20 protein-coding genes are annotated in these 19,666 nt (G+C 39.0%); 12 read left to right on the plus strand and 8 right to left on the minus strand.

Annotated elements, in window-relative coordinates:
* Window positions 1-68: 68 nt before the first annotated feature.
* The 6 genes from NMG88_RS04175 to NMG88_RS04200 all read right to left on the minus strand — a co-directional run bounded on the left by NMG88_RS04175 (window position 69) and on the right by NMG88_RS04200 (window position 4,919).
* Complete coding sequence (locus tag NMG88_RS04175) at window positions 69-434, minus strand: hypothetical protein (RefSeq protein ID WP_227397531.1); 366 nt, start codon at window positions 432-434, stop codon at window positions 69-71.
* Window positions 431-703, minus strand: a complete 273-nt coding sequence (locus tag NMG88_RS04180; protein ID WP_254032702.1) for a hypothetical protein — start codon at window positions 701-703, stop codon at window positions 431-433. The genes NMG88_RS04175 and NMG88_RS04180 overlap by 4 nt, the downstream gene beginning before the upstream one ends.
* 217 nt (window positions 704-920) lie before the next feature.
* Window positions 921-1,493 (minus strand): hypothetical protein, encoded by a 573-nt coding sequence (locus tag NMG88_RS04185; protein WP_235765628.1) that lies wholly within the window; start codon window positions 1,491-1,493, stop codon window positions 921-923.
* 400 nt (window positions 1,494-1,893) lie between these two features.
* Window positions 1,894-2,802 (minus strand): AAA family ATPase, encoded by a 909-nt coding sequence (locus NMG88_RS04190; protein WP_026797792.1) that lies wholly within the window; start codon window positions 2,800-2,802, stop codon window positions 1,894-1,896.
* 91 nt (window positions 2,803-2,893) lie between these two features.
* Window positions 2,894-3,955, minus strand: a complete 1,062-nt coding sequence (locus NMG88_RS04195; RefSeq protein ID WP_254035135.1) for a bifunctional riboflavin kinase/FAD synthetase — start codon at window positions 3,953-3,955, stop codon at window positions 2,894-2,896.
* A gap of 73 nt (window positions 3,956-4,028) precedes the next feature.
* Window positions 4,029-4,919 (minus strand): MBL fold metallo-hydrolase, encoded by an 891-nt coding sequence (locus NMG88_RS04200; RefSeq protein WP_227357766.1) that lies wholly within the window; start codon window positions 4,917-4,919, stop codon window positions 4,029-4,031.
* A gap of 209 nt (window positions 4,920-5,128) precedes the next feature.
* Here NMG88_RS04200 and NMG88_RS04205 point away from each other — a divergent pair, with 209 nt between their 5' ends.
* Window positions 5,129-5,605 (plus strand): hypothetical protein, encoded by a 477-nt coding sequence (locus NMG88_RS04205; RefSeq protein ID WP_026786621.1) that lies wholly within the window; start codon window positions 5,129-5,131, stop codon window positions 5,603-5,605.
* A gap of 80 nt (window positions 5,606-5,685) precedes the next feature.
* On the opposite strand, the gene NMG88_RS04210 is transcribed toward NMG88_RS04205, so the two are convergent.
* Window positions 5,686-6,276, minus strand: a complete 591-nt coding sequence (locus NMG88_RS04210) for a hypothetical protein (protein WP_052347349.1) — start codon at window positions 6,274-6,276, stop codon at window positions 5,686-5,688.
* 378 nt (window positions 6,277-6,654) lie between these two features.
* On the opposite strand from NMG88_RS04210, the gene NMG88_RS04215 reads away from it, so the two are divergent.
* The 11 genes from NMG88_RS04215 (at window position 6,655) to NMG88_RS04265 (ending at window position 18,645) form a co-directional block, all read left to right on the plus strand.
* Window positions 6,655-7,536 carry an alpha/beta fold hydrolase gene (locus NMG88_RS04215; RefSeq protein ID WP_042152093.1) on the plus strand — a complete coding sequence of 294 codons (882 nt, stop codon included), beginning with the start codon at window positions 6,655-6,657 and terminating at the stop codon, window positions 7,534-7,536.
* 58 nt (window positions 7,537-7,594) lie between these two features.
* Window positions 7,595-7,780 carry a PCP reductase family protein gene (locus NMG88_RS04220; RefSeq protein WP_027249255.1) on the plus strand — a complete coding sequence of 62 codons (186 nt, stop codon included), beginning with the start codon at window positions 7,595-7,597 and terminating at the stop codon, window positions 7,778-7,780.
* 133 nt (window positions 7,781-7,913) lie between these two features.
* Window positions 7,914-8,639 carry a triose-phosphate isomerase gene (gene tpiA, locus NMG88_RS04225; RefSeq protein WP_026786618.1) on the plus strand — a complete coding sequence of 242 codons (726 nt, stop codon included), beginning with the start codon at window positions 7,914-7,916 and terminating at the stop codon, window positions 8,637-8,639.
* Window positions 8,640-8,933: 294 nt separating this feature from the next.
* Window positions 8,934-9,812: a dihydropteroate synthase gene (gene folP / locus NMG88_RS04230; RefSeq protein WP_042152097.1), complete on the plus strand. Its 879-nt coding sequence runs from the start codon at window positions 8,934-8,936 to the stop codon at window positions 9,810-9,812.
* A 92-nt stretch (window positions 9,813-9,904) separates the two neighbouring features.
* The gene (gene purC / locus NMG88_RS04235) at window positions 9,905-10,645 is read left to right on the plus strand and encodes a phosphoribosylaminoimidazolesuccinocarboxamide synthase (protein WP_254035136.1); all 741 of its coding nucleotides are present in this window, start codon (window positions 9,905-9,907) and stop codon (window positions 10,643-10,645) included.
* 209 nt (window positions 10,646-10,854) lie between these two features.
* Entirely contained in the window at window positions 10,855-14,934 is a 4,080-nt protein-coding gene (locus NMG88_RS04240) for a BamA/TamA family outer membrane protein (protein WP_254035137.1), read from the plus strand.
* A gap of 42 nt (window positions 14,935-14,976) precedes the next feature.
* The gene (locus NMG88_RS04245) at window positions 14,977-15,927 is read left to right on the plus strand and encodes a branched-chain amino acid ABC transporter permease (protein ID WP_026797796.1); all 951 of its coding nucleotides are present in this window, start codon (window positions 14,977-14,979) and stop codon (window positions 15,925-15,927) included.
* Between the two features lie 8 nt (window positions 15,928-15,935).
* The gene (locus NMG88_RS04250; protein ID WP_227350138.1) at window positions 15,936-16,898 is read left to right on the plus strand and encodes a branched-chain amino acid ABC transporter permease; all 963 of its coding nucleotides are present in this window, start codon (window positions 15,936-15,938) and stop codon (window positions 16,896-16,898) included.
* A gap of 2 nt (window positions 16,899-16,900) precedes the next feature.
* A complete protein-coding gene (locus tag NMG88_RS04255; RefSeq protein ID WP_227350139.1) occupies window positions 16,901-17,680 on the plus strand; it encodes an ABC transporter ATP-binding protein in 780 nt (259 codons plus the stop codon).
* A gap of 3 nt (window positions 17,681-17,683) precedes the next feature.
* The gene (locus tag NMG88_RS04260; protein ID WP_254035138.1) at window positions 17,684-18,385 is read left to right on the plus strand and encodes an ABC transporter ATP-binding protein; all 702 of its coding nucleotides are present in this window, start codon (window positions 17,684-17,686) and stop codon (window positions 18,383-18,385) included.
* 11 nt (window positions 18,386-18,396) lie between these two features.
* A complete protein-coding gene (locus tag NMG88_RS04265) occupies window positions 18,397-18,645 on the plus strand; it encodes a transcriptional regulator (protein ID WP_227350141.1) in 249 nt (82 codons plus the stop codon).
* A gap of 165 nt (window positions 18,646-18,810) precedes the next feature.
* On the opposite strand, the gene NMG88_RS04270 is transcribed toward NMG88_RS04265, so the two are convergent.
* Entirely contained in the window at window positions 18,811-19,638 is an 828-nt protein-coding gene (locus NMG88_RS04270; protein WP_227350142.1) for a pentapeptide repeat-containing protein, read from the minus strand.
* Between the last annotated feature and the right edge of the window lie 28 nt (window positions 19,639-19,666).

A 19,666-nucleotide genomic window follows, 5' to 3' on the forward strand; every position in this document is an offset into this window, starting at 1 on the left:
CGATATTATTCTGGGTTTTAATTACCCACTGATGAACCATAAAAAGATGTGCGTATCTAGCAGAATCTTCATTTACCCTCGAATGCACTGAGCAGATCTTCTGGTAAAGGAGCATCGAAATCATTTGGAACGGTAAACTCACCTGCACACAAACCAAATGGTCGTAACTGCTTATGCTTACTACTGGCAATAGGTCTAATCTCAGCGATCGCCTGATCAGATCTAACAATGACAATAGTTTCACCTGCCTCTACTTGGCGCAGATATTTCAAGGGATCGCGTTGTATTTCATCAACAGTGACGTTCAACAACGAAAGCCAACCGTTAAAGCCAGTATCAATAATTGCATCTTGCGTGTAAACTTTTCCATCAGAGTCACATATCGAAAGCGAGATAATAGCCTCAAAATCTGCGTTAACGATTCCTTTGATCATACTGCTCTCTTTGTACGTCCACCAAATCGGCGAACGTGGCGAGAACCAACACGAACAATCCAGATTTGAGCATCCCGATGACGAGCTTCAAGGCGATCACAAGCAGCTATTTCACTAGCATCAATTTCAAAGTCTCCAGTTTCAAGGTCGATCGCTACGATTTTGCCATGATTATCCAATTCCACTTGTGGGCGTATTTGAGTTTGGTAAATCAGATCGCCACGTTGGGCAAATTCTTCCTTGTTATAGCGGGGTTGACGGACTACCATGATTAATACTTTTGCTCGAATGTTATCTAGCATTATAGCTGACCAGAATCTGCTCCGAAAGAATCACTTGCGTTAAAACAAAAATAAGGTGCGTTACATTTCATTAACACACCCTACAAGATCAGCGAACGCACTAACAGTTGCCGAGAGATTAGTTGAAATGGGTGTACTGACTTCCGAAAAGTTCCAGTGTATTGCAGTTGTTAGAACCTTTAATCTAAGAACGATCAAAGATACAGGAAATTAATTCCTGATAAACCTTCATCTCCTTCGAGATACACTTAGAAAGATTCGACTTAAATTCTTTAGGATTAACGTTGAAAGTAATTCCACAAATATTTTTTATTTTTCCAGTGAGGTCTTTTAAGTTCTGATTGTTTATATCTTTCACAAGGTTATTGTATTCATTTTCATCAAATTCAAGTTCATTTTCTAAACAGTATTGCAAGAGAACTTCTTTGTCGTATAAATAATTTTCAATTTCCCATCTTGTCAGGACTCTGTGATTGGCTGAATTATTATCGAGATATAATTGCCTGTTCTTCTCAGTAGTATCTCGCCCTGATGCCATATCTCTATCCTTTAAGACTAATATCTCTAGGCTAGAAAAGACCTTGCTTAGAATCGCAATTGCAATATCACTTCGCTTGTTGTAACTATAGGAGCTACGAAATGAGAATATTGTATTTTCTTTGCCAGACTTTGCCTTTTTATCTCTAATTTCCTGAAATGTTCCTTCCGAAAACTCAATAGAAACATTTTGATAATTGTAATTTGGAATTCTGTTCACAGAGAAAGCGTTGAGTATCTTTGCACAATGGTTTCTGGAGAAGCACCATCCTGGAATCCTCGGATCACCAGTTCCAGCAGAACCCTTGAGTTACCAACCCGAATTGCTCCTGTTGCATCTTTTCTAAGTGGTGGAGACTCGCACTCCAAGACAAGACTCACAATTTTATCTCCATTAGGGACTACTAGAGCAGGCTTTAAGTCAAAAGTATTAGTCCTAATTATACCTACTAATTCTGTGTCGTTACGATATACGGAAAACTTCTGCATAAAGCTCCCGAAATTGTATGTCCTAAACGCGCCTGGGAGTTGCTATAATTCTGGATTGATGTCAATAATCCTATGGGGATAATTCGTTGTTGCGCTTCAGCGCATCCTAAAGAGCCCTGAAGGGCTCACTACTAGGGTATGGCAATTGTCCTTAATAACTGTTCAATAATTGTTTTTGCCCGCCTTCCTCCGGCTGGAATTAAACGATGGGATAGGACATGGGGCGCTAGGTATTTGACGTCATCCGGTGTGCCATAATCTCTACCTGATAAAAATGCTAGGGCTTGGGTGGCTCGATGTAAAGAAATTGCACCGCGAGGACTCACCCCTAATGTGATTTCATCTGATTCTCTTGTAGCTCTAACTAAATTTAAAATATACTGTTGTAATGATGTTTCAATCTTAATTTGACGACACCAATTTTGAATTTCTAATACCTCATCCTGAGATATACAAGGTTCTAAATCATCTACCGTTATTCCATGAGATAATCCTTGTAACATTTGCAATTCTTCGGCTTCGGTGGGATACCCTAAAGTTAGGGATAATAAAAATCTATCCATTTGGGCTTCCGGTAAGGGAAATGTTCCTTGATATTCAATGGGGTTTTGAGTTGCGATGACAAAAAACGGTTTTGGAACTAACCTAGAAACTCCATCAACGGTGACTTGTCTTTCTTCCATTACTTCTAATAATGCCGACTGAGTTCGGGGGGTTGCCCGGTTAATTTCATCGGTTAATAAAATATTAGTAAAAATCGGCCCTGGTAAAAATTCAAATTCCCCAGTTCGGGGATTCCAAATATTAGTTCCGGTGATATCTGTAGGTAATAAATCCGGTGTACATTGTATCCGATGAAATTGTCCTGCTATCGAACGGGCTAAGGATTTTGCTAATAGGGTTTTACCGACACCCGGAACATCTTCTAATAGTGCATGACCCCCGGCTAATAAAGCTACTAATGTCAGCCGAATGGCGTCTTCTTTGCCTACAATTGTCCGGCTTAAATTCTGTTTTAGATGTTCAATTCGTTGTTTCATGGGATATTTTTATTGGGAATAAGATAAAATGCACTTGTGTTAATTATAATGCTTGTGGAGAGAGTGGAGAGAGACGCGCCGTGGCTCGTCTCTACATTGGGTATAGTATCTCCTTAGCTTGTAAACAGTCCGCCTTAATTTGAGTTTTAAGGGCATCCAAACAGCTAAATTTCTGTTCTGGGCGCAGGAATTGTTCTAGGCTAACATTTAAGGTTTTACCATATAAATCCCTCGACCAATCTAACAGATGAACCTCCACGGTGATGTTTTGACCTGCGACCGTTGGACGACAGCCAATATTCATCACCCCCGGATGATTCACTAACTCAAAATTAGCATCACTTCCGGTTTCTGTGAGTGATTTCATCCCAGTTTCAGATACTTTTACGGCATAAACCCCATACCGAGGTAAGAATTTTTCCGGGGGTAATTGTAAATTAGCTGTGGGAAATCCGATAGTTCGTCCTAACTGTTGACCCTGAACCACCGAGCCAACTACATGATAGGATCTTCCTAATAATTGATTGGCTCGACTAATCGCACCTTGTTCTAAGGAGGTGCGAATTTCTGAGCTACTAATCCGTTCGCCATTTTCACATAAATATAAAGGAACGGTTTCTACCTTGATTCCGTAATTTCCGGCAATTTTTTCTAAATCCTTAACAGTTCCAGCCCGTTTTTTCCCAAAGTGAAAATCAATTCCGACACTAATATAATTAGGTTGTAATTTTTGAATTAAAATCTTTTCCACAAATTCTAGTGGAGATAAAGCCGCCATTTGTTGATCAAAAGGCAATAAAACTAACTGTTTTACTCCCATTCTTTTTAACCATTCCGCTTTTTCATCTAGGGGAGTTAGTAACTTTTTGGGTTGACCTGTAAAAAATTCTTGAGGATGGGGATGAAAGGTTACGACTGTACTATAACCGAATTCCGATTCTCCTAAATTACTATCCAAAGGAAATCTATCCCGCGTTAAATGGGCGGCGGGGTTAGCTAAAAGCATCTCTGTCGGTTGTCGGGAATCAATTTGCGACTTTACACTTAAAATCGGCTGAATCACCTGTTGGTGGCCCCGATGTAAGCCATCAAAGTTCCCTAAAGCAACGGCAGTAGGCGTTAATATGGTATCGAGCGATGATGTTATCCACACGCTTCACATTTTGACATAATTTTGAAATTTGCGATCGCCATTGTCAGAAAATCTGGTTAGATTAACCCTAGAGTTAGGCTGACTGGGAGACAGGAGGACTTGAATTCAAAGGTGAACTTAACTGAATCGACAATCCTTCCCTGGCGATTAAACTATTGGGAAACTGTTCGGCCACCTGTTCCCCGGTTTTGTCCATAAAATCATCATTATGCAGGGGGTCATGATGGAAAATCACTAACCGTTTAACATTAGCTGCTTTTGCCACCTTGACTGCTTCTTGCCAAGTTGAATGTCCCCAACCTACTTTACTGGTTTTTTCAGAATAATATTCTTCATTCGTATAGGTGGCATCATAAATTAAAACATCCGCATTCCGAGCTAAAAATAACACATTTTCATCTAGGCGATCGGGAAAATGTTCCGTATCACTCACATAAGCTGCGGCATAATTTCGCCAATTGACTCGATATCCGACTGCTTCCCCCGGATGATTTAATAGGGCTGTTTCCACAATAATATCATCGCTAATTTTGATCGACTTACCAACAGAAATATCAACAAACTTTAAGTCTGCTCCCATAATTTGTAACGGCACTGGAAAATTAGGATGGAGCATTTGATCATTCAAACGATGCTGCACCGTTGAACCATCGGGGGCAATTGTACCATAGATATAAAAAGTATTAATTTTAATAAAAGCGGGAACAAAAAATGGAAATCCCTGAATATGATCCCAATGATAATGACTAAAAAATAAATGCCCAGTTACAGGCATTTGAGCAAGTAAAGATTGTCCGAGGACTCTTAAACCCGTACCCCCATCAAAAATCAACCGTTCTGAACCAACCCGCATTTCAACACAGGGAGTATTTCCCCCGTAGCGAACTGTTTCCGAACCAGGACAAGCGATGCTCCCTCTGACTCCCCAAAAGTGAACCGTGAACTGGTTTTGTAAATTAGACATGTTAATTGCTAGTTGGAGTTAGGCAGTTGAGTGGGTTAAGATAATTAAGTTTTGGCTGGAAAACTTAATCGTAACCGATTGAAATGCGAGTTGATCTCGGATCAATATTAGCTAATGTGACAAAATGCCATAAACTAGCCATAATGCCATTTTAATATTAGATCAAATTTGAGATCACAAAACGTAAGACTTAACTTGGGATCGTCAGAATGGATAAAGTCAGTAAAACCCTTGATCATCTTGAGCTAATTCGGATTAGCCTATCAACCAACGGTCAGCAATTCCTGCATCAAGTTCAAACTCTATTATATTCCAGGGATAGGAGAGTTAATTCTTCCCAGATGTTCCTGGCTTTACCGCTAGGGCTTAATCTGAACTGGGTTCAACCTTGGAAACGATTACGCCACCGTCGGTATGAACGTTTGAGGAGTTGGTTATTCCTCCTGATTCTATGCGGAATTTGGGGCTGGTGGAATAGTAAACTTTTATTTTCAACTGCTTTGGCTATGGCGGTCGTCGGTTGGGTATATCGTTTACGGGAACTTCCGGTTAACTTCAACCAATGGGACTGGTATCGACACCTGGAAAAATCTCAACGTCAATTTTTATTGGCGCTGGGGAGTGGAGTGAGTTCCGGGATATTTCTCTATATTTGTTTATCAGTTAATGTTATATCAAGAAAATGAACCCTTCGTCCGTGAAGCGTTATTGGAAGGGTTACAAATTCTGGAACAGAATCATCAGCATTATTCTTAGAAATTAAAGTTTAGAATTGAGCTTGAAAATGATGTAAGATTAATTGACCATCAAAGGTTTCAAAAGTTACTTTTTGAATATTTAAACCCGTGAGTTTTAATTGAGCATGGGGGAAATTAAGGGCATCGGAACTAATATGATGGGAAACGCTCATTCCGGTTTCTGCTACTTTTTTGCCTTCGGTATCATAAGCCGATAAAACCGTTGCACTAGAACTGGTAATCATTCCACAAAATTTATGAATGGGATATTTAAAGTTGATTTCTAAATCTCCCCCTTTGGGCGCACCCATGATGACAGTCGTTGTGGGTTTAATCACAAAAGCGGGATTAGACGGTTGGAGAGCGATCGCATTCTTAAAAGTAATACCCCAATGTTTAAACTGATTTTCAATTACTTCAAAACAATTTAAGTCTTCTAATGCTAACCGAATTTTAGTGGAGGTTTTAATTGTAAATTCTTGATCTAAATTTAGTTCTCCCCGTTGAGGATAAACAGTAATTTCAGCAGAATTGGATTCAGAATAAATAGGAGTTTCTAACTCAAAGAGCTCAATTACATCAACCGCCGGAAAGTCTTCGTCTATCATAAGGTTTTTCATAATTACCCAAAGCCAAATTATTGATACGACAGGGTTGATTCCACCGTTCTGGTGTCAAACTGCTATCTTTTAGGAGGATGTGTCCAAAAAGAAGTGCTTAAACCATGAGGGGTATTACCCCCTATTATAAACAAGTGGAGAAAATTTGCAAACACTGGTCTAGGATTAACAAGATCCTACAAAGGTTCTGAGGGGGAATCGGGAAGATTTGGCAAGGAGAGGCAGGGGAGACAGGGGAGGTAAACTCTTGTTATTACCCATTACCGATCACGGATTTAAGAAGATTACGCAGATTAACACAAATTAAAATCAGTGAAATCCGTGAAATCCTCTTAAATCCGCGATCCCCATTACTTATTATTTTTCAAGAGGTTAATAATGTTTGAACCCAATGGATTTGGTCAGCGTTCAATTGTCACATCTCTAGGCAGAATGGTCTATTACACGGCGGAGACTGCCCCCTGGAATATTAATGAAGAATTACCCCCATTAGTATTTTTACATGGATTCGGTGGGGGATCTTCTGCTTATGAATGGTCAAAAGTTTATCCCGCATTTGCGAATGAATACCAAATTTTAGCCCCCGATTTAATCGGTTGGGGACGTTCAGAACATCCAGCAAAAAGTTATAAAATTGAGGATTATCTAACCACAATTACCGAATTTTTAGAACAAACTTGTTCAACTCCCGCTATTGTAATAGCCTCCTCCCTAACCGCAGCTTTTACCATTCGAGTCGCAATTCAACGTCCTGATTTGTTTAAATCACTTATTTTAGTAACTCCCTCTGGATTATCTGATTTTGGCAAAGATTATGGACAAAGTTTATTCAGCCAAATAGTGAAAACACCTTTCTTAGATCGAGTTTTGTATTTTACCGGAATTGCTAATCAGGCTGGGATTTACGGTTTTTTACACAATCGGCAATTTGCCCAACCTGATCGAATTTATTCCGAAATTGTAGAAGCCTATTTAAAATCGGCTCAACAACCGAATGCCGAATACGCAGCTTTGTCTTTTGTGGGGGGAGATTTGTGTTTTGATTTATCCTTATATATCAGTCAACTGACGACACCTACGGCTATTATTTGGGGTGAGAAATCATCCTTTACCAGTCCCGAAACGGGTGAACGTTTAGCTAACTTAAATCCAACGGCGATCAAGGTTTTTCAAAAAATAGATAATGTGGGATTAACACCCCATTTAGAACTTCCCGCCGTTACCATTGGGGTAATTCGTCAATTCCTGAAAATGTTTTAAGGCTGTTGTTCAACCCTAGGTAAAATAAGACTATGATTCCAAAGTAACTGTTAAGTTTATGGCTAATACCGATTATTTCGATGAACCCCAGTGGCTTCCCGAAGCCAAGGTCAAACTGAAAAATATTCCCTATTTTGTTCGGACTCAGGCTAGACAACGTATTGAACAACTGGCCAGGGAAGCCGAACAAGGAATTGTGACCCCAGAAATGGTGGAACAAGCCCGCTTAGAATTTGGCCAATAACCCATCCCTTTGAAAAACAAAACCCAGAACTTGATTCTTAACTCTCCCCGACCCCCTGACTATAAAAATTGACCCTAACGCTTTAAACTGAAGGGTAGGATTTTATTGTTTTTTAAGGTTAATTACATTAACGGTGAGAAAAGTAATTATTGCGGGTAATTGGAAAATGTTTAAAACCCAATCGGAAGCTCAAGAGTTTCTGCAAGGGTTTACTAATCATTTAGATGATACTCCAGAAGACAGGGAAGTGGTGCTGTGTGTACCCTTTACCACATTGGGTGTCATGTCGAAAAGTTTACATGGGAGTCGAATTTTCCCCGGTGCTCAAAACATACATTGGGAAGATTCTGGAGCCTACACGGGGGAAATTTCTGGCCCGATGTTACTAGAATTTGGTATCCGTTATGTTGTTGTCGGTCACAGTGAACGACGTCAATATTTTGGCGAAACCGATGAAACTGTGAATTTGCGACTTAGAGCGGCTCAACGCCATGGTTTAACCCCCATTTTATGTGTGGGAGAAACCAAACAACAACGGGATGCTGGAGACACCGAAGGGGTGATTTTCTCTCAGTTGGAAAAGGATTTAATTGGGGTTGATCAAAATAATTTAGTCATTGCTTATGAGCCGATTTGGGCAATCGGAACTGGGGATACTTGTGAAACCACTGAAGCGAATCGGGTAATTGGTTTAATTCGCAGTAAATTAGTCAATTCTAATGTCACTATTCAATATGGTGGCTCTGTCAAACCTGATAATATTGATGAGATTATGGCACAGCCAGAAATTGATGGGGCTTTAGTTGGAGGCGCTAGTTTACAACCAGAAGGTTTTGCCCGTATTGTTAATTATCAATAATCAGTTATCAGTCATCAGTTATCAGTCATCAGTTATCAGTCATCAGTTATAGCAGGGAACACCGGAACAGCCCCCCCAAACCCCCCGTGCACGGGGGGCTGGGGGGGCAGGGAACACCGGGGGAAAACACTTTACCGTCTGGGTTCCAAGATCCGTCTGGTGTCTTAACTGCCTTGGCGGTTGCTATATCAGTTAAAGAGTTTACAGTTAAAAAGTTTATAGATCAAACTTATATTTTTCCCGCTACCTATTACCCATTCGTAATTCGTAATTCGTAATTAACTATAAAAATTTATGACTATTCTCAACCCTTTAAATATTAGAAATAAAAGTCTGGAATGGGGAAAACGAACTTATATTATGGGGGTTTTGAATGTAACTCCTGATAGTTTTAGCGATGGTGGGAATTTTAATAGTTTAGAAAGGGCTTTACATCAAGCGCAACAAATGGTGGAAGCGGGAGTTGATATTATTGATATTGGCGGACAATCAACCCGTCCTGGGGCGGAAATTGTGGGTTTAGAAATAGAATTAAATCGGGTTATTCCTGTGATTGAAACCATTAGAAATAGTTCTAATCAATTATTGGCAAATATTCCGATTTCTGTTGATACGACTCGTTCTCAGGTGGCGGAAGTTGCAGTTAAAACCGGAGCGGATATTATTAATGATATTTCCGGGGCTACTTTTGATGTTAAAATGTTATCTGTGGTGGCTCAATTGCAGGTTCCTATTATTTTAATGCACCTGCGAGGAACGCCTAAAACCATGCAAACTTTGACGGATTATCAGGATTTAATTGGGGAGTTAGAAGGGTTTTTACAAGATAGAATTAAAGAAGCGATCGCCGAAGGAATTTCACCTCAAAATATTATTATTGATCCGGGGATTGGTTTTGCAAAAACCTTTGAACAGAATTTAGAAATATTGAGGAATTTAACAAAATTGCGATCGCTTAATTGTCCGATTTTAGTCGGAACATCTCGAAAAAGTTTTATCGGTCATATTTTAAACCAACCTGACCCAAAACAAAGGGTTTGGGGGACGGCGGCGACCTGTGTGGTAGCTATTGCTAATGGTGCGGATATCTTACGAGTTCATGATGTTAAAGAAATGGTGGATGTGAGTCGAGTTGCAGATGCTATTTATCGGGTGATTCTCGAAAAAGATTAGGAATTATTATTGCCACTTAAGCGACAATAGCTGTTAAAATAAATATAATCTGATTTATAATTAATTGTTTAACCTTTAAATAGTCTATTTCTATGTCTACTCCCCAAAAACTCTACGAAGGAAAAGCTAAAATCATCTATCCAACGGATGAACCTGAAGTATTACTCGCCTATTTCAAGGATGATGCGACGGCGTTTAATGCTCAAAAACGCGGGACAATTCAAGGGAAAGGAGAAATTAATAATGCGATTTCTAGCCATCTATTTCAATGTTTAGAAGCAAAAGGAGTTCCGACCCACTATATTGATTGTCCTACCCCCAATGAAATGCGGGTGAAACGGGTTAAAATTGTGCCGATAGAAGTGATTGTTCGCAATATTGCGGCGGGAAGTTTATGTAAACAAACTGGGATTCCTGCGGGTACAATTATTGAACCGACTTTAGTAGAATTTTGCTATAAAAATGATGAATTAGGCGATCCATTATTAACACGGGAACGGCTATTATTAATGAAATTAGCCACGCCGGAACAGTTGGAAAAAATTACCCAGTTATCCTTACAAATTAATCAAATTCTATCGGGATTTTTTAATGAATGTGGAATTACTTTAGTGGATTTTAAATTAGAATTTGGGATTACTTCTCAGGGTCAATTGGTACTCGCCGACGAAATTAGTCCTGATACCTGTCGTTTGTGGGATCAATCCGAAACAGACCCCGACCGCAGAGTTTTGGATAAAGACCGCTTCCGTCGAGATTTAGGAAATGTTGAATCTGGGTATCAACAAGTGCTTAAACGGGTTTTAGAGCATAGCTCCAATCCATCGGAATAAAGCTAAATATTTTGATCCCCCTAAATCCTGTTGTCATGGGGTGTGGGGGTATCACAACCTGTGATTTTCAAAGTTTTTCGATGTAGAAGTGTCAAAGCTTGTTAAGATGTCAGATGTCGCAGCAATGGCAACGGGTGTAACCATCTCTCTAAGCCTTCGCTGAGGATCGACAAATTGTAGGTGTGGGATTGTCTAAAAGAGTGAGTATCATGCGTTTATCTCCCGTCTTAGTTGCGGTTTTTACTGCTTCAGCTACGTTTGGATTATCAAACTCTGCAAATGGTCAAACCGCCTATTCAGAATCTGAAAGTTCCCTCAGTTCTAAAGAGGCTTTTGAGCCAATAAATTCGAGTTTAAACCAATCGGAAACCCATGCAAAACCATCTTTAGATGTTAATCAGAGTATTCCCTCTACACCTATTAATTCTTTTGAAGGAATAGTTTTAAATAAAACTAAATCGCCGTATTCAGATCTAGCTTTTTCTCTAGGTCAATCCACAGGAAACCAGGTTTCCTATGCTTGGGTTAATACTTCATATTCTCAAAATTTACCCGAATTTAATCCATCTCAAACTCTAATTAATTCTGCTGTAGATTCTTCTTTGAATCCTACGGAATCAGAGGTTTTACCAGAAAATTATATTAGTCTAAATAAAGGTAAAAATACAGAAGATTTAGAAAAATTAGAACAAGTTTCAACCGAGGTTTCATCTGAAATTAGCAATACTGAAGCTAATGATTTTTCTAATTCAGCCATTATCCTGAATAAATCTGAAACTGAAAAAGTCGGTAATTTTAGCTTTCCAGTATTAACAGAAGATGCGATCGCCCTCAATTCCAACTTACCTGAATCTGATTTATTTCAACCAAGTTTACATAAAGATTCCGAAAAAATAGCCCAATTCCCAACTTCAGTTCCCGAAAAAATTGCCAGTGCAGAAATTAATAATTTCTCGAATTTAGGAATTATCCTGAATAAAGCTGAAACTGAAAAAGTCGGTAATTTTAGCTTTCCAGTATTAACAGAAGAAGCGATCGCCCTTAATTCCAACTTACCTGAATCTGATTTATTTCAACCAAGTTTACATAAAGATTCCGAAAAAATAGCCCAATTCCCAACTCCAGTTCCCGAAAAAATTGCAATTGCAGAAATTAATAATTTCTCGAATTTAGGAATTATCCTGAATAAAGCTGAAACTGAAAAAGTCGGTAATTTTAGCTTTCCAGTATTAACAGAAGAAGCGATCGCCCTTAATTCCAACTTACCTGAATCTGATTTATTTCAACCAAGTTTACATAAAGATTCCGAAAAAATAGCCCAATTCCCAACTCCAGTTCCCGAAAAAATTGCAATTGCAGAAATTAATAATTTCTCGAATTTAGGAATTATCCTGAATAAAGCTGAAACTGAAAAAGTCGGTAATTTTAGCTTTCCAGTATTAACAGAAGAAGCGATCGCCCTTAATTCCAACTTACCTGAATCTGATTTATTTCAACCAAGTTTACATAAAGATTCCGAAAAAATAGCCCAATTCCCAACTCCAGTTCCCGAAAAAATTGCAATTGCAGAAATTAATAATTTCTCGAATTTAGGAATTATCCTAAATAAAGCTGAAACTGAAAAAGTCGGTAATTTTAGCTTTCCAGTATTAACAGAAGAAGCGATCGCCCTTAATTCCAACTTACCTGAATCTGATTTATTTCAACCGAGTTTACATAAAGATTCCGAAAAAATAGCCCAATTCCCAACTCCAGTTCCCGAAAAAATTGCAATTGCAGAAATTAATAATTTCTCGAATTTAGGAATTATCCTGAATAAAGCTGAAACTGAAAAAGTCGGTAATTTTAGCTTTCCAGTATTAACAGAAGAAGCGATCGCCCTCAATTCCAACTTACCTGAATCTGATTTATTTCAACCAAGTTTACATAAAGATTCCGAAAAAATAGCCCAATTCCCAACTCTAGTTCCCGAAAAAATTGCAATTGCAGAAATTAATAATTTCTCGAATTTAGGAATTATCCTAAATAAAGCTGAAACTGAAAAAGTCGGTAATTTTAGCTTTCCAGTATTAACAGAAGAAGCGATCGCCCTCAATTCCAACTTACCTGAATCTGATTTATTTCAACCAAGTTTACATAAAGATTCCGAAAAAATAGCCCAATTCCCAACTCCAGTTCCCGAAAAAATTGCAATTGCAGAAATTAATAATTTCTCGACTTTAGGAATTATCCTGAATAAAGCTGAAACTGAAAAAGTCGGTAATTTTAGCTTTCCAGTATTAACAGAAGAAGCGATCGCCCTTAATTCCAACTTACCTGAATCTGATTTATTTCAACCGAGTTTAAATAAAAATTTAGAAAAAATATCGCAATTTTCTCCCATAATTCCATTAACTATTGCTCAAGCAACACCCGAAACTTTACCCCCTAATTCTGAAGTTCCAATACAACCTGAAACTCCTGCTACTATCCCCCTTCCTAGCACACCCGCACCCTCTGAAACCGAAGTATTAGTCGGAGAAATTACGGTAACAGGAACCCAAGACCAAGGATTAATTGAAAAAGTATATAGCGTTATTTCCACCCAACCTGGACGAACAACAACCCGAACTCAATTACAAAGAGATATTAATTCGATTTTCGCTACAGGTTTATTCCGAAATGTCAAAGCTGTTCCAGAAGATACACCTTTAGGAGTACGGGTTACTTTTGAAGTCGAAGAAAACCCCATCTTCAAAGAAGTTGTAATTCAAGGGAATACGGTTTTACCCCAAGAAATTATTAACGAAAGTTTCGGCGAGCAATTGAATAAAACCATCAACTTGAATCAAATAGAAGCAGGAATTAAAAAAGTCAATCAATGGTATCAGGATAATGGCTATGTTTTAGCGCAGGTTGTCGCCGCTCCTGAAGTTACAAAAGAAGGTGTTGTTAACCTAGAAGTTGCAGAAGGGGTAATTGAAAATATTGGGGTGCGTTTCCTGAATAGCGATGGAGAAGCAACCGATGAAGAAGGAAAACCAATTTCGGGAAGAACCAGAGACTTTATTATCACCAGGGAAATTCAGTTAAAACCAGGGGACGTATTTAACCAAAAAACCGCACAACAGGATTTAGCTCGGGTATTTGGTTTGGGAATTTTTGAAGATGTCCGCTTGGAATTAGAACCCGGAAAAGATAATCCCCGGGAGGCGGTAGTTGTTGTGAATGTGATCGAAAAAACCACCGGATCACTCGCATTTGGGGGAGGTGTAAGTTCCGCCGCCGGATTATTTGGAACCTTGAGTTATCAAGAAGTTAACTTAGGGGGAAATAACCAACGCTTAGGGGCGGAATTAGAGGCGGGAAATCGGGTATTTCAAATGGATTTAAACTTTACCGATCCTTGGATTGCGGGTGATCCCTATCGCACCTCTTATAGTGTGAATGCTTTTAGACGTCGGACAATTTCCGTGGTCTTTGAAAATGGGCCAAAAGAGGTTTACTTAGCCAATGGCGATCGCCCCCGGGTAGTGAGGACTGGAGGAGGTATTAGTTTTACTCGTCCGTATGCGGATAATGTTTTTTCTGATCCCAATTGGGTCGCTTCCGTCGGATTCCAATATCAACGGGTGGAAATCACGGACTCCGATGGGAACATTAACCGTACCGATGAATTTGGGAATCAACTCAGTTATAGCGGGAGTGGAAAAGACGATTTATTCACCGTTCAGTTTGGATTTCTTCGAGATCGCCGCAACAATAAGCAACAACCCACCTCCGGTTATTTAGTGCGTTTTGGTTCGGAACAATCTATCCCGGTAGGTTCGGGAAGTATTTTAATGAACCGTTTGCGGGCTGCATATACTTTTTATATTCCGGTGAAATTCCTATCCGGTTTGATTCCCGAAGGCGATCAATCCTTTGCTTTTAACTTCCAAGGAGGTACGGTAATTGGGAACTTACCCCCCTATGAAGCCTTTCCCTTGGGTGGGACGACTTCAGTACGGGGTTGGGAAGAAGGGGCGATCGCTTCTACCCGAAGTTTTATCCAAGCCTCCATTGAGTATCGTTTTCCTCTGTTTTCCAAGTTTCTTGGCGGAGCGCTCTTTGTGGACGCGGCAACGGACTTAGGTTCCCAGGGGACAGTTCCTGGCTCTCCTGGGGGTGTGCGGGATAAACCCGGAAGTGGTTTCGGTTATGGGGTTGGTGTGCGCCTACAAACTCCCCTAGGGCCAGTACGGATTGATTATGGGATTAATAATAATGGAGATGGTCGGATTCACTTCGGTTTAGGAGAACGGTTCTAAAAAGTATTATCTGGTTTTCGTAATTCGTAATTCCCTATATAGATGGATTTTAATTTTTTCCTACAATCATTTTTAAATGGTTTATCAATTGGGAGTGTTTATGCTATTTTTGCCTTGGGTTACACTCTAGTTTTTTCGATTTTAGGGGTGATTAATTTTGCCCATGGTGCTATTTTTACCTTGGGAGCTTATTTTACCTATATCTTATCCGGGGGCGTTTTTGGGTTTAATGGATTATTAGCCAATGGTAAGTTACCCTTTCAATTCCCGTTTTTTATAGCCTTAATTCTAGGGAGTATTTTAGCCGGGTTAGCCTCAATTGTCTTGGAAAGATTAGCCTTTAGACCCTTGAGAGTTAGAGGGGCTGATTCCCTATTAACCTTGGTTTCCAGTTTGGGGGCTGCGGTGGTGATTGTGAATACAATTCAATATTTAGTCGGGGCAGAAATTTACACATTTCCTGATAATATTTATGGCAATATTCCCGCAGCAATTAATTTCGGTACAGCCACAAAACCGATTATGATTAGAAGCGTTCAGGTGATTATTTTTACGGTTTGTATGGTCATCGTGGCTTTATTAACCTATCTGGTAAATAAAACTAAGATTGGTAAAGCCTTACAAGCGGTGGCTGAGGATGAAATTACCGCCAGTTTATTAGGAATTAACCCGGAACAGTTTATTATATTAACGTTTTTTGTCAGTGGATTTTTAGCGGGACTCGCCGGAACTTTGGTAGGATCTAGTGTGAGTATTGCGGGGCCTTATTTTGGCATTGCTTTCGGTTTAAAGGGGTTAGGAGTAATCGTTTTAGGGGGGTTAGGAAGTATTCCAGGGGCTGTAATTGGGGGATTATTATTAGGGTTAGCAGAAGCTTTTGTTCCCGCCGATTTTTCCGGTTATCGAGAAGCGATTTCCTTTGCTATTCTATTAATAATGCTATTAATTCGACCCCAGGGATTATTAGGACGTAAACGCATTCAAAAGGTATAATTCATTCCATGATTAATTTTTTGAACACCTACGGGTTTTTAATCGTTTCTATGTTATTTGGAGCGATTTTAGGGTTATCCGTTTATTTACCCTTAATGGCGGGTCAACTCTCCTTAGCAACCCCTGGATTTTATGCGTTAGGGGGTTATATTGCGGCGATTTTATCTACCCAGGTTTTTAAATTTAAAGGGACTATTTTTCCCTTACCTTTTTTGTTTTTAGAACTATTGATCACTGCCATAATTTCTGCTATTTTAGCCATAGGATTAGGCATTCCAGTATTGAGATTACGAGGAATTTATCTAGCCATTTCAACTATTGCTTTAGTCGAAATTTTACGGGTTTTAGCCTTAAATCTAGAGATAACTGGAGGTGCAGTTGGTATCTTTGGGATTCCCCAACCCTTTGCAACTCCCCTAGAATATTTATGGGTGGCAATTCCCCTATTAATTCTGAGTATGATATTCTTATATCGCTTAGAAAAAATTAAAGCCGGACGCGCTTTTAGTGCAATTCGAGAAGATGAATTAGCCGCCGATTCTATGGGGGTTAATCCTACCCATTATAAAGTGTTATCCTTTACCTTGGGGGCAATTTTAGCGGGATTAGTGGGAACTATTAGCGCCCATTTTCTTAATACTTGGAATGCTCGTCAAGGAACCTTTGATAGTAGTATTATTTATTTAGCGTTTGTTTTAATTGGCGGGTCAAGAACCTTTTGGGGGCCAGTTTTAGGGGGAATTATTCTCACCGCTTTACCGGAAGTTTTACGGGGAATGGGAGAAATTAGTGGTTTACCCTTCTGGTTAGCCCAATTCTTACGGGAAGGGCGTTTAATTATTTTTGGGGTGTTATTAGTTTTGGGATCAATTTTTTATCCTCAAGGTTTAATTACTCCAGAATTATTAAACCAAATTACCCGAAAAAATCCCTGGCGGGGACTCTTGAATAAACAATCAGTTAAGGGTTAAAAATGAGTTCATCCACCTTAAAACCCCTTTTAGAAGTCCAAGGTTTAACCCGATATTTTGGGGGATTATTAGCCGTTGATCAGGTTTCGTTTTCAGTTCAAGATCAAGAAATATTTGGTTTAATTGGCCCTAATGGGGCGGGAAAAACTACGTTATTTAATTTAATTACAGGGTTAATTCCTCCCTCCCAAGGATCATTGATTTATCAAAATAATTCTATTACTCAATTAAAACCCTATCAAATTGCTGAAAAAGGGATAGCCAGAACCTTTCAAAATCTTAGGTTATTTGGCAATTTATCAGCTTTAGAAAACGTTGTGATTGCTCGTCATATCCATAATCAAGCTAATCTAGTTTCAGGGGTTTTAGGCTTACCAAAAGGGAGAAGAATAGAACAGGAAAACTATCAAAAAGCCAGGGAATTATTAGATATATTTGGATTAGCAGAAAGGGCTGAACAAAAAGCTCGTAATTTTGCTTATGGCGACCAAAGACGCTTAGAAATTGCTCGTGCTTTAGCCTTAGAACCGAAATTGTTATTATTAGATGAACCTGCGGCGGGTATGAACCCTAGTGAGAAAAAAGAACTCAGTGATTTAATTAGAAAAATTCGAGATCAATTTCAATTAACAGTAATTTTAATTGAACATCATGTACCCTTAGTGATGGGGTTATGCGATCGCATTGCGGTGTTAGACTTTGGAAAATTAATTGCTTTAGGAGAACCGGAAATGGTGAGAAATAATCCGGCGGTAATTGAAGCCTATTTAGGAGATGAATAAATTATGTTAGAATTAGTTAGTCTATCGGTTAATTATGGTGCAATTCAAGCATTAAAAGAGATTAATATTATTGTTAATCAAGGAGAAATTGTTACTCTAATTGGAGCCAATGGAGCCGGGAAAAGTACCACCTTAAAAACCATTTCTCGATTAGTTAATCCCCGCCAAGGAAAAATTATTTATCAAGGAAAAGATATTACTGATCTACGTCCAGATCAAGTCGTGAAAATGGGAATCGCCCAAAGTCCAGAAGGTCGCCGAATTCTAGCTCAACAAACCATATTAACCAATTTAGAATTAGGGGCTTATACTCGCAGCGATCGCTTAGGAATTAAAGCAGATATTGAAAAACAATTTATGATTTTTCCTCGGTTAGCAGAACGCAAACATCAATTAGCCGGAACCCTAAGCGGTGGAGAACAGCAAATGTTAGCGATCGCCCGGGCGGTGATGAGTCGTCCTCAGTTATTATTATTAGATGAACCCAGTTTAGGTTTAGCCCCTCAAATTGTTAGAGAAATCTTTTCGGTAATTCGTCAATTAAATCAATCCGGTGTTACAATTTTATTAGTGGAACAAAATGCCCATTTAGCATTAGAAATTGCGAATCGAGGTTATGTTTTAGAAGCCGGATATTTAACCCTCACGGGTAAAGCCTCTGATTTATTAATAGATGAACGAGTTAGACAAGCCTATTTAGGTTAGAAGTTGAAAAAATGACCCTCACTATTGATAAAATTCTTTATAGCAACCTATTAGCTGAAATCCGCCCTCAAGTGATTGAAACCGAGGAGGAATATGATCGGATTTTAGCAATTGTTGAACGATTAACTTTTAGTAAAACTCTCACCCCTGAAGAACGAGTATTATTAAAATTACTGGTTCAGTTAATTGAAACTTACGAATCAGAAATGTATCCCATTGATGAGTCTACACCTGATCAAATTCTACAGCATTTGATCTAAGTTACTGGAACTTGTGAAGGGGATTTAGTAGGTGTTATTGGAGCAAGTGATGTGGTCTCTGATGTTGTTAATAATAAACGTTCTATCAGTAAGACACAAGCGCAAGCACTAGCTGATTATTTTCAAGTTTCGATCAATTTATTTATTTATTTAGGTAGATCTAAATCAAATATGAACACTACCATCGGGTAAAATAGCACCTTCTAATTTAGCTCCAGTTAGTTTCACCATAATTTTATCCCCAATTCCTACCTTGGCCCCGGTTAAATCTGCACATCTTAAATCAGCACCACTTAAATCAGCCCCAATTAAATTAGCTTCTTTTAAATTAGCATAGGTTAAATTAGCCTGTAAAAAATTCGCCCTAAACAAATTCGCCTTATATAAACAGGCGGCACTTAAGTTAACTTTATGCAGAAACCCATCACTTAAATCGGCTTCAGTTAAGTCCGCACCGCTTAAATTGCGACTGGAAAAATCCCTTTCTTTTAAATCCGCACCTTTAAAACTTAATCCACTTAATTCCGTCGGTCTAGCGGGGGGAGGCGTTGGTGCGGGGGGAGTTGGCGGTTTGGGCGTAACCGGAGGTTTACTGGCTGGAGGGCGTTGAAAATTATTATTTTCCGAGGTTTTTACTTGGCTTTGATAGGTAGAGGATTGATAATTGGAATAGGGTTTTTGATAGGTATAGGAATTTCCTGTACTATTTGAGGAGGCTCTGGAATGGGATTCTGCACGGGAAACAGTTGAGGAATGTTGAGTTGAATTTGAACTTGATCGACGCAATAAAGAACGCAATTTTTCCCTAGCTTGATTAATTTCCTTGAGTTTTTCCTCAGCGATTTTTTTTAATCGTTGATTTTCTTCAGGAATGCGATCGGGATGCCAAATAAATGCTAAGTCTTTATAGGCCTGATCCACCAATTCTAAGGAGGCTCCAGGCTTCAGATCTAACACTTTATAATAGTAATTCAACTCACTGGGAGTGATCATGGCAGGAGTCCGCAATTAAGAATTTAGC

This window comes from Planktothrix agardhii, from assembly GCF_904830935.1.
Lineage (GTDB): Bacteria > Cyanobacteriota > Cyanobacteriia > Cyanobacteriales > Microcoleaceae > Planktothrix > Planktothrix agardhii.